The sequence below is a fragment of the Streptomyces sp. NPDC050549 genome (assembly GCF_040655035.1).
GTDB lineage: Bacteria > Actinomycetota > Actinomycetes > Streptomycetales > Streptomycetaceae > Streptomyces.
Window position 1 is genome coordinate 34,551 of sequence record NZ_JBFAJD010000046.1, and the last position, 10,547, is coordinate 45,097.

Below are 10,547 nucleotides of genomic sequence, written 5' to 3' on the forward strand. Positions count from 1 at the left end.
AGGGGCTGAGGTCGGGGCGGCGGTTTGGGCCGGGCGAGGCATTTTGGACTCCCGTGGGTCGACGGCTCAGTGGCCGTGCAGCTGACGCAGGTAGTCGTAGGTGCTGGGCAGGGTTTCCAGCAGGTGCCGCTCCTTGTTCTTGACCTCAGCGAAGAGCGGCTCGGCGCCTTCCACCGAGCGGGGCCGGTGGGCCAGTGTGGGCAGCGGCGCGTCGGGGAGCAGGCCCAGGCCCGCGAACATGCAGTAGTAACTGCCGTTGGTCCAGAAGTTGCGGAACTCGGCGTCGAAGTTGCCGTAGTACGTGCTCTCGTCGGTGATCGGCGGATTCACCGGCAGGCCGGCCCGGTAGACGGAGATCTTCTCTCGTATGTCGTCCGTCAGGGCGAGGTCCTTGTTGGCCTTCCAGAAGGGGGTGTCTTCCCTGGGGGCGAAGTAGAAGTGCGTCTGGATGAAGTCCCGGGTGTCGTCGAACATCGTCTCGATCTCCCGGTTGAAACTCTCGGTCAGCGCCTCGTTGAACGACCGGTCCGGGAAGTGCTTGGCGAGCTGGTAGATCGCGGCGGTGATGAAGTAGATGCCGGTGGACTCCAACGGCTCCAGAAAGCAGGACGACAGGCCGATGCTGACCACGTTCTTCACCCAGGCGCGTCGGTTGCGGCCGACGCGGAACTTGATGTGGTTGAGGGGCTGGGTCGCCGGGTCGAGATTCCACATCCGGCAGAACTCCTCGGTCGCCTCCTCCTGGGAAGCGAACCGGCTGGAGTAGACGTAACCGGTTCCGAACCGGCCCAGCATCGGGATCTTCCACGTCCAGCCCGACGACATCGCGATCGCCGAGGTGAACGGCTCGACACCATCCGTCTCGTCGTCGTGCGGAATGGCAGTGGCCACGGCGCTGTCGCACAGCAGGTGGTCACTCATGTCCAGGAACGGCTCCGACATGGCCTGGTTGATGAGCAGTCCGCGAAAGCCGGAGCAGTCGACGAACAGGTCACCCTCAATGCGTTCGCCGCTCTTCGTCTCGAGCGCCTCGACGAAGCCGCGGTCGTCGGTGCACACCCGCGTCATCTCGTCCTCGACGTGCCGCACGCCCTGCTTTCGGGTCGAGAAACGGCGCAGGAAGTCCGCGACGAGTTGGGCGTCGAAGTGCCAGGCGTAGCGAGTGGAAGGGGTGCCGTCCATCCAGCACGGGGACTTCTTGGCGTCCATCACGGCGGGTTCGGGAAAGCAGGCGTACTCGAACGGCTCGTCGGTCCGGCCGTGGTAGCGGCGGTGGTACCAGTAGTGGGACAGTGGCACCTGGTCGTGGTCGGGCAGCAGTCCGAACGTGTGGTAGAAGTGGTCGCCCCCACCTTCGGGCAGCGCACGCGGAGCGGCCTCGCCCCGGCCGCCGGTCCGCCAGTTGATGAAGCGGATGCCCATCTTGAAACTGGCGTTGCACTCCCGCATCCACTCCTTCTCGGACAGGCCGAGGAAGTCGAAGAACACCTTCTGCAGGTTCGGGACCGTGGCCTCGCCGACACCGATGCGCGGGATGCTCGGCGCCTCCAGCACGGTGATGTCGGCGGTGCCCTGCAGCGCCTTGCCCAGGTAGGCGGCGGTCATCCAGCCGGCGGTGCCACCGCCGAGGATGACGACCTTACGAACACGGTTGTCGGGGTGCTCCATGTGTATTCCTCGCGGGGTTGTGGGGCGGGGTGGTGGTTGTGGCCGGTGGTGCGGGAACGCGTCAGGAGAGGACGGATCCGCCTGTACCGCGGTCCGGCCGGGTGCGGCGGTAGTCGAGGGCGACGTAGACGCGGTGCAGCCAGCGATCGGTACCGTCGTAGCGGGGGGTGAACGCGGTACGGCCGTGGACGGCGAGCCGGTTGTCGACCACGGCGAGGTCTCCGGCGCGCAGTGGGTGGGCGACCGTGCTGGCGGAGAGGGCGTCGCCGAGTTCCACCATGGCCGCGGCGGCCCGCTCGTCGAGGGGATGCGTGGCAGCGAAGTCCACCAGCAGGTCAGGGTCTTCGGGTGCGCCGCGCAGCAGAGCGTGGTTCGGGGTGACGCCGCCCGGCCCGCCGAATGACGGCGGCGGCTCCGTTATGAAGCGCTCCTCCGACAGCACCTGCCGGGTGGCCTCCGACAGCAGCGGCAGGGCACGGCGCACAGAGGCCGTGCACAGCCGAGCGTCGCCGGTCGGGTCGTCGCGTACGCACAACAGGCCGACGTAGTCGGGCCGGTTGGGGTGGAAGGCGTTCTCCGAATGCATCTCCAGCCGGACTGATCCGGCGTTGCTCTGCTGGCGTTCCCGGCCGGGCACGGGAACGACGTTCTGGACGAGGGCGCCGCCCTTTTCGTTGCGGAAGGCGATCACCTCACCGAGGTGGAGCATCGCGATGGTGACAGCCGCCGCGGCCGTGGTCGGGGTGCGCTCCACGGAGTCAGGGTGGGTGGGGGTGGGCGGCACGGCCGCGCCCACGGGAAGGTTGCGGACCAGCAGCATGCCGTCTGTGCCCGCGTCGTATCGGAAGCGCCGCAGTGCGGTGCGCAGTTCGCAGGGGAGGCGGGCGGACGCTGCGCGGGCGGCCGTCAGCCAGGCTGCGCTGTCCAGCGTCGTCGTCACGGACTCCAGCAGCCCGGCCGCCACCTCGCCGATCCGGTCGTGCTGCGTGTCGTCAAGGGTCAGTGATGTTCCGGTCTTGAGGGGAAGTGTGTCTGTCTCGGCCATGGGTCATCTGCCTTCTCGCCGGAGCCATGGAATTCGACGCCAGGCTGCGCGAGCCCGCTATAAACCCGCTATACGGAGCCGGTCGCGAGGCACTGTAGGAAATGCATAGAGCCGCGTCGCAGACTCCCGTGACAGCCGCTGAAGCCTTGAACAAAAGCCAGTCGATGGGAGACAGGCATGGCAACCTCGGAAAGAACTGTGCTCGCGGACGCGGAGCGTCGGCGTATCAAGGAACTTGTCTGTGAAATTCTTGAGCTGAATCCGGACGACGTCTCGGACAGCAGCCTCTTCCGGGACCACGGTGCAGATTCCCTGGGGTTGCTGGAGATTCACGCCAGCCTGGAGCAGGAATACAGCATTTCGCTGGAGCAGGTGCCGCTGCAGGACATGACCGATCTGACGGCTGTCTACTCGGCCGTGGCCATGGCTCGGGGCCAGGCCGGGGAACGGTGAGCCGCCTCCGGGTGGAGGCCCGTCGTCGGGTGGTGATCACCGGTATGGGAGCCATCAGTTGCATCGGCACGGGCACCGCCGGATTCGCGGCGGGGCTGCGGGCCGGCCGTAACGGGGCCAAGCCGATCACCGCGTTCGACACCACGGGCTTCTCGCACGCCACCGCGTGCGAGATAACCGACGCGGACCCGGCCGACTGGCTGCGTGTCCTGCCCGCCGACGAGCTGGGACGAGCGGCTCAGTTCGCGGCGGCCGCGAGCCGTATGGCAATGGAGGACTCCGGACTCGGCGAGGACGCGGTACGCGCGACGCGTTCGCTGGTGTCCATGGGGACGAGCGACGGCGAGAGCCGGGACCTGGACCATCTGGTGGCCCTGCAGGTCGCCCACGGAGCTGACCGAGTCGACCCGGTCGTCGCCCGCCGGACGTCCCCGGGCCATCTGTCCACGGGCGTCGCCCGGGAACTCGGTCTGGAGGATGTGGAGGCTGTCACCGTGCCCACTGCCTGCGCCGCGGGCAACTACGCCATCGGGTACGGCTACGACAGCATCAGTGCGGGCGATGTGGACCTGGCGCTGTGCGGCGGAGCCGACGCCCTGTGCCGCAAGACCTTCACCGGCTTCTACCGGCTGGGCACCGTCTCCCCGCAGGTGTGCCGCCCCTTCGACCGCAGCCGTGAGGGTCTGCTGGTCGGTGAGGGGGCCGGCGTGCTGCTGATGGAGAGCCTGGAGTCGGCCCTGGCGCGCGGGGCGCGGGTGCACGCGGAGGTCCTGGGGTACGGGTTGTCGTGCGACGCCCGGCACCCGGTCGCCCCCGACCGGGACAGCATTGCCCGCGCGATCAGGGCCGCGCACCGGCACGCCGGGGTCGCTCCCGAGGACGTGGACCTGATCTCCGCGCACGGGACGGGCACCCGGGCCAACGACGTCACCGAGGTCGGCGCCATCCGCCAGGTGTTCGGGGACGGCACCCCGCGCACGGTCTCCATCAAGTCGATGATCGGCCACACGATGGGCGCCGCCAGCGCGCTGGCCGCCGTCGCGTGCGCGATCGCGCTGCGGCAGGGCTTCGTCCCGCCGACGATCAACCACATCGAGACCGACCCGGAGTGCGCCGTGGACTGCGTTCCCAACAAGGCGGTCGAGGCGGATCTGCGCGTGGTGGAGAACCACGGGCTCGCGTTCGGCGGCAACAACGCCGTCCTCATCCTCGCCAGGTACGACGGATCCGGCGCGGTCGCCCGCAAGGGCGTCGGCACGGGCGTGAACAGCTGAGGGAGGATGTCGATGGCACACGCCCCGGACGGCCCGGTCATCACGGAGATGGCCGTGGCTTCACCGTACGGCCTCGGAGAGACCGCGTTCACCGAAGGAGTCCTGGCCGGGCGGCCGGCAGCGGTCCCGCTCGACCGCAGGGTCTGGCCCGTCCCGCACCGCATGGCCGGCCTGATTCCCGGCTTTGACATCGCCGGCGCCCTTGGCCCGAAGGGAACGCGGTCCATGGACCGGCTCACCGGCATCGCCGTGACGACCGCCGGCCTGCTGCTCGACCGGTGCGGCGCCCCGCTCGCCGACGATCCGGAGGGAACGGGGCTGGTCCTCGGCACCCCCGGCAGCGTGCAGAGCGTCATGGCGTTCACCCGGGACGCGCTCAGCGGGCAAAAGCCCTTTCACGTCAACCCGGCCCACTTCCCCAACACGGTCCTCAACCACCCCACAGGGCGCAGCGCCATCTGGCACGGCCTCAAGGGGCCCAACGTGACTGTGTCGGGCGGTACCGCCAGCGGTCTGCTCGCCCTCACCTACGCGTCCCGGCTGCTGCGGGCCGGGCACGCGAGTGCCCTGCTGTGCGGCGCCGCCGACGAGTTCTCCGTGCAGCGCGCACACCTGGAGAACGCCGTCACAGCGGGCGCGGACGAGTCGCTCGGCGAAGGGGCCACGCTGTTCCTCCTGGAGTCCGCGTCGAACGCGCGGCGCGGCGGACGCACCCCCCGGGCGGAACTGCTCGGCTGCCGCTTCCGGGTGGTGTCCGACCCCGAACTCGCCGACAAGGCCCTGGCCCTGTGTGTACAGGACCTGCTGCGGGACACGGGTGTGACAGCCGACGACATCGCCCTGGCCGTCCCCACAGCCGCCCCGGGCTTCCTGGGCGAGCAGGAGACGACGGCCCTCGACGAAGTGCTGGGCACCACCGACCGGGTGGAGTTGCGTCCCCTGCTCGGCGACGTCGGAGCGGCTTCGACGGCGCTCCAGTCCGCCGTCCCGCTCGCGCTCGTCCGATCCCGGCCCCGGTACTCCGGGCGTCCCGCGCTGGTGACGACCTCAGACCGCAGCGGCACTGTCGCCTGCGCCCTGATCAGACCCACCGAAGGCCACTCATGACCACAACGGACCAGACCCGCCCCCTCTCCGTCGTCCAACAGTCCATGTGGACCACCTACCGCCTCGCGCCCGACAGTTCCGCCTACAACACCGTGCTGCGGCTCAGGGTGCGAGGGCGCGTCGACACCGAGGCTCTGACTCGGGCGGTGCGGGCGGTGCAGGAGCAGCACGAACAGGTGCGGTCGCTGTTCATCGAGCACGGGGGCTGGCCCTGCCGGGTCCCGCTCGACGAGCCGCTGGACGCGTTCGTCCTCCTTGACCTCGTCGGCGCCGACGAGGCGGAGTTGCTCAACGCCTCGCACTCGGCCTGCATGACGCCGTTCCGGCTGGAGACCGAGGGGCCGCTGCGTATCGTGCTGGTACGCCGGGCCCCGGACGACGGCGTGCTGGTCGTCGCCGCGCACCACATCATCAACGACTTCGTCTCCCGCGCCTTGTTGGTCCGGGATCTGCTGAGCGCCTACGCCGACGCGGCCGTCGGCCGTGCGCCTGTGCTGAAGCCGATCACGGCATCGTACGACGAGCACGTCGGCGCCGAGAGCCGGTTCCTGGCCTCGGAGGCGGGCGACAAGGCGGCGGGACGGTGGCGGCAGTCCCTCGCCGGGGCCGAACCGGCCGAACTCCCGCTGGACCGACCCCGTCCCGTGGTGCGCGCCTACACCGGCGACACGGTGGAGCGGCGGCTGCCCGCGGATCTCGTGGTAAGCCTGGCGGGGGCCGCCGAGGCCGCCGGGGTGACGACCTTCGCGTTTTTGTTGGCGGCCTTCCAGACGGTGGTGCACCGCTGGACGGGTCAGGACGACTTCCTGCTGGGCGTGCCCGCCACCGCGCGTTTCGGCCTTGGGATGCGGGAGGTCGTGGGCTGCTTCACCAACCCCCTTCCGGTACGGGCCAGTTTCCGCGCCGGCGACACCTTCCACGACGTGGCGTCCGCGGCCGGCCGGGAGGTGCTGCGGGCGCTGAGCGACAGTCGGTATCCGAGTGCTCTGCTGGGCCACTCCACTGGCGAACAGGCCGCCCCGCTCTACCACATGGCGCTGTTCCTCGTGGACACGGAGCGCATGTACCGCTCGGTGCCCCGCCCTCCGGAACACGGCCGGTCGGAGGGACCCGCGGTCACCTGCGCGGGGCTCCGGATCACCATGATCGACACACCCCAGCAGGAAGGCCAGCTGGACCTGCTGCTTCGGATGGAACAGGGCCCGGAGACGATTTCGACGGCGTACTCCTACGACATCGAGGTCCTGAGCCGGGCCACGGTCGAGCGGATCGCTGACGGTTTCGAACGTGTCCTGCGATCCGTCGTCGCGGCAGTCGGCACCCCGGTCGCCGACATCCCGCTCACGGTCGGCGAAGACCTGCGCGAGCTGCTGAGCCTGGGCGACATGACGAGTGGAGGGGGCACACTCCCATGAGCGGCACTTCCCTGAGCGGCCCCGGTCCGCGCATCGCGGTGGTGGGCGGTGGGATCGGCGGTCTCACCACCGCGGCCGCGATGGTCCGGCGCGGGCTGGATGTCACCGTGTACGAGAGCGCCGACACCCTGCGCGAGGACGGCGTCGGCATGCATCTCGGCCCGAACGGCACCCGGCTCCTTCAACGCCTGAGGCTGTCCGACGCGCTGGCCCGAGAGGCCGTACGGCCCGACGCGCTGGAGGTGCGCACCGCCGACGGCGGACTGGTCGTCCGGCAGCCGATGGGCGAGACGTGGGAGACACGGTACGCAGCCCCCTATCTGACAGTGCATCGCGGCACCCTGCACCACATGATCGCCGCGCTCTTGCCAGGAGGCCGCGTCTTCACGGGCAAACGTCTGGTGAGCCATGAGGAGACCGCGACAGAAGTCCGGCTGCGGTTCGCCGACGGCAGCCACACACGCGTGGACGTGCTCGTCGGCGCCGACGGCGCCCGCTCGCGGGTGCGGCGCACGATCGCGGGGGAGGATCGGCCGGTCCACTCGGGCAGCAGCGCGTTCCGTGGGATCGTCGAGGCACACCGCGTCCCGGCCCTGTCCGCCCGGCTGATGTACATGTTCGTGGGCCCGACAGCCCGGCTGCTGTTTTACCCGATCGACGGCGGACAGCACTTCACGTACGTCGCCGTCGTGCCTACGGCGGAGCCGCTGGAGGAGTCGTGGACCAGCGCGGCCGAACCCGCCGATCTCGCCGGAGCGTTGGCCGGCTGGGAAACCGCGGCGGCCCGTCAGGTCGTGGCGGCTGCCACCGACGTGCGGTGCTGGGGACTGTACGACCGTGAGCCGCTGGAGCGGTGGAGCACCGGACGTACGACGCTGCTGGGCGACGCGGCCCATCCCATGCTCCCGCACCACGGCCAAGGAGCGAACCAGGCCATAGAGGACGCCGTGACCCTGGCGATCTGTCTCGCCGGGACCCCGCGCGACGCCGACGCCGTCGCCGCCGCCCTGCAGAACTACGAGCGGGTGCGACGCCCGCACACCACCCGGGTGCAACTCGGCTCCCGGGAAGGCCGTATGCCTGCGGATCCGGTGGCGCGGGGCGGCAGCCGACTGGACCACATCATCCAGGGCACCGAGTGGATCCACCGCCACGACGCCGAGGCCGTCATCGCCCACTCTTCACCGGCCTTTATAGACGGAAAATAGCGCACCGGCCGAGGATTGACCTTACCGGCACCACACCAATAAAAAGGGGAGGCCGTGGCCACAGAGGGGCTCAAGGGGATCCTTTCGACCATCGGCAACACACCACTGGTCGAGCTGGAACGGCTACTGGTCGGCCATCCTATACGGGTATTCGCAAAGGTCGAACGGTTCAACCCCGGTGGCAGCATCAAGGATCGGTCCGCACTGGGAATGCTGTTGCGTGCCATTCGGTCCGGTGAACTCGTGCCCGGGAAATCCACCGTCGTCGAATCCAGTTCCGGGAACCTCGCCATCGGAATCGCCCAGATATGCCGCTACTTCGGCATTCGATTCATCTGTGTCGTGGACGCCCGGACCACCGACCAGAACATCGCGATCCTGCGGGCGTACGAGGCCGAGATCGAGGTCGTCACCGAACCCGACCCGGTCTCCGGCGAGTTGCTGCCCCAGCGGCTGCGCCGGGTCGAGGAGTTGATGCACACCGTGCCGGTGGCTTACCGGCCCGATCAGTACACCAACCCCGCCAACCCTCAGGCCCAGTTGGAGACCATGAGGGAGATCGTCGAGGCCCTCGACGGCGCCGTCGACTATGTCTTCTGCGCCGTCGGCACGGCGGGCACTCTGGGCGGCTGCGCCAGCTATGTGCGCGAGCACGCCCTGCCCACCACGATCGTCGCCGTCGACGCCGTCGGCAGTGCGATCTTCGACTCACCGACGACGTGCGACCGGCTCATCCCCGGGCACGGTGCCGCGTGTGTCCCGGCACTGCTCGACCCCGCCGACGCCGATCTGGTCGTGCACGTCGACGATCTGGGGGCGGTGGTCGGCTGCCGCCGGTTGATGCAGCGCGAGGCCATCCTCGCGGGCGGTTCCTCGGGGGCCGTCGTCACCGCACTGGAGAGCGTCGCCCCGGAGATCCCGGCCGGTTCCACCTGCGTCCTGGTGCTGCCGGACGGTGGCGACCGTTACCTGGACACCGTGTATTCCGAAACCTGGGTGCGCCGTCACTTCGGAGACGTCGCCCACCTCTGGCAGGACCTCGTCACAACAAACCCGCAGTCGAGGGAGACCGTACGTTGCTGATCATCGGCCACCGCGTGGTGCGCGACCTCCTGGCGGACCAGGAGAAGCACCTGCACGATCTCATCGCCGACACCTACCGTCTGCACGACGAGGGCCGGACCGCCGTGCCCCACTCGGTGTTTCTGCGCTTCCCCGACAACACCCGCAACCGGATCATCGGTCTGCCCGCATACGTGGGCGGTGAGGAGGCGATGGCCGGCATCAAGTGGATCGCGAGCTTCCCCGGGAACGTGGACCGCGGCCTGGAGCGGGCGAGCGCCGCCATCCTGCTCAACTCCATGGCCGACGGCCGCCCCGAAACACTCGTCGAGGCGTCCTTGATCTCGGCTCGGCGCACAGCCGCCTCCGCCGCTTTGGCAGCCGCCGAGTTGACGGCGGAGCCGGAACCGGCCGGCATCTCCCTGATCGGCTGCGGTCCGATCAACCGCGAGATCCTGCGGTTCACGCACGCCGCGCTGCCGTCCCTGCGCGAGGTGGCCCTGCACGACCTGGACCCCGCACGGGCGAAGGCGTTCGCCGAAGAGGCCCGCGGCCTGTTGCCCGGTGCCCGGTTCACCGTGCACCGGCGGGCAGAGGACGCCCTCGCCACGTTCCGGCTCGTCTCCCTGGCGACCACTGCGAGGGAACCCTACCTGGGCCTGAGCTCCTGCCCTCCCGGCAGCACCGTGCTCCACGTCTCGCTGCGCGACCTCACGGTCGAGGCGATCCTCGACGCACAGAACGTCGTCGACGACGCCGACCACGTGTGCCGCGAACGGACCTCCTTGCACCTGGCCGAACAGGCCACGGGTGGACGGGACTTCATCGACACGACCATCGGCGCACTGCTGCGCGGGAACTCCGGGTTCCGTCGTGACCCCGACCGGACGGTCGTGTTCTCGCCCTTCGGCCTGGGCGCCCTGGACATCGCCCTGGCTCGCTGGGTACGGGACGCGGCCCGGCGCCAGGGCAAGGGCATCGACATCGACGGTTTCCTGCCCGAACCGTCCTGACGACCACTTCTCACACCTCGTGAACCTCTTTGAGCAGGAGCCCTCTCATGGACGACAGCAACTCCACCACGGGCCGGACGTACAGCGTGGTCCACAACGACGAACAGCAGTACTCCATTTGGTGGGCCGACCGCGCGCTCCCCGACGGCTGGCACCCGGAAGGCACTGAGGGGAGCCGCGAGGAGTGCCTTGCCCGGATCGGCGAGCTGTGGACCGACATGCGGCCGCTGAGCCTGCGCCTCCGGATGGAAGCAGCGCCCTCCCAATAGGGGCCGCCGCTCCCCGTGCGCGAAGTCGCTTCC

At 69.5% G+C, this 10,547-nt stretch carries 10 protein-coding genes; 8 read left to right on the forward strand and 2 right to left on the reverse strand.

What is annotated here, in order from left to right; all coding sequences use genetic code 11:
* Positions 1 to 66: 66 nt before the first annotated feature.
* Positions 67 to 1,668 carry a tryptophan halogenase family protein gene (locus tag AB0I51_RS41210; RefSeq protein WP_362983512.1) on the reverse strand — a complete coding sequence of 534 codons (1,602 nt, stop codon included), beginning with the start codon at positions 1,666 to 1,668 and terminating at the stop codon, positions 67 to 69.
* Between the two features lie 61 nt (positions 1,669 to 1,729).
* Positions 1,730 to 2,713 (reverse strand): TauD/TfdA family dioxygenase, encoded by a 984-nt coding sequence (locus AB0I51_RS41215; RefSeq protein ID WP_362983513.1) that lies wholly within the window; start codon positions 2,711 to 2,713, stop codon positions 1,730 to 1,732.
* A 177-nt stretch (positions 2,714 to 2,890) separates the two neighbouring features.
* Between AB0I51_RS41215 and AB0I51_RS41220 the strand changes: the two genes are divergently transcribed.
* Genes AB0I51_RS41220 through AB0I51_RS41255 form a run of 8 tightly spaced genes read left to right on the forward strand, consistent with a single transcriptional unit; the run spans position 2,891 to position 10,514 of the window.
* Positions 2,891 to 3,166 carry an acyl carrier protein gene (locus AB0I51_RS41220; protein WP_362983514.1) on the forward strand — a complete coding sequence of 92 codons (276 nt, stop codon included), beginning with the start codon at positions 2,891 to 2,893 and terminating at the stop codon, positions 3,164 to 3,166.
* The gene (locus AB0I51_RS41225) at positions 3,163 to 4,440 is read left to right on the forward strand and encodes a beta-ketoacyl-[acyl-carrier-protein] synthase family protein (RefSeq protein ID WP_362983515.1); all 1,278 of its coding nucleotides are present in this window, start codon (positions 3,163 to 3,165) and stop codon (positions 4,438 to 4,440) included. The genes AB0I51_RS41220 and AB0I51_RS41225 overlap by 4 nt, the downstream gene beginning before the upstream one ends.
* A gap of 12 nt (positions 4,441 to 4,452) precedes the next feature.
* Positions 4,453 to 5,547: a beta-ketoacyl synthase N-terminal-like domain-containing protein gene (locus AB0I51_RS41230; RefSeq protein WP_362983516.1), complete on the forward strand. Its 1,095-nt coding sequence runs from the start codon at positions 4,453 to 4,455 to the stop codon at positions 5,545 to 5,547.
* Positions 5,544 to 6,962, forward strand: a complete 1,419-nt coding sequence (locus AB0I51_RS41235; RefSeq protein WP_362983517.1) for a condensation domain-containing protein — start codon at positions 5,544 to 5,546, stop codon at positions 6,960 to 6,962. Before AB0I51_RS41230 ends, AB0I51_RS41235 begins: the two co-directional genes overlap by 4 nt.
* Entirely contained in the window at positions 6,959 to 8,170 is a 1,212-nt protein-coding gene (locus AB0I51_RS41240; protein WP_362983518.1) for an FAD-dependent monooxygenase, read from the forward strand. Before AB0I51_RS41235 ends, AB0I51_RS41240 begins: the two co-directional genes overlap by 4 nt.
* A gap of 54 nt (positions 8,171 to 8,224) precedes the next feature.
* The gene (sbnA, locus tag AB0I51_RS41245; protein ID WP_362983519.1) at positions 8,225 to 9,253 is read left to right on the forward strand and encodes a 2,3-diaminopropionate biosynthesis protein SbnA; all 1,029 of its coding nucleotides are present in this window, start codon (positions 8,225 to 8,227) and stop codon (positions 9,251 to 9,253) included.
* Positions 9,247 to 10,245 (forward strand): 2,3-diaminopropionate biosynthesis protein SbnB, encoded by a 999-nt coding sequence (gene sbnB, locus AB0I51_RS41250; RefSeq protein ID WP_362983520.1) that lies wholly within the window; start codon positions 9,247 to 9,249, stop codon positions 10,243 to 10,245. Before sbnA ends, sbnB begins: the two co-directional genes overlap by 7 nt.
* 47 nt (positions 10,246 to 10,292) lie before the next feature.
* A complete protein-coding gene (locus tag AB0I51_RS41255; RefSeq protein ID WP_362983521.1) occupies positions 10,293 to 10,514 on the forward strand; it encodes an MbtH family NRPS accessory protein in 222 nt (73 codons plus the stop codon).
* Positions 10,515 to 10,547: the final 33 nt, after the last annotated feature.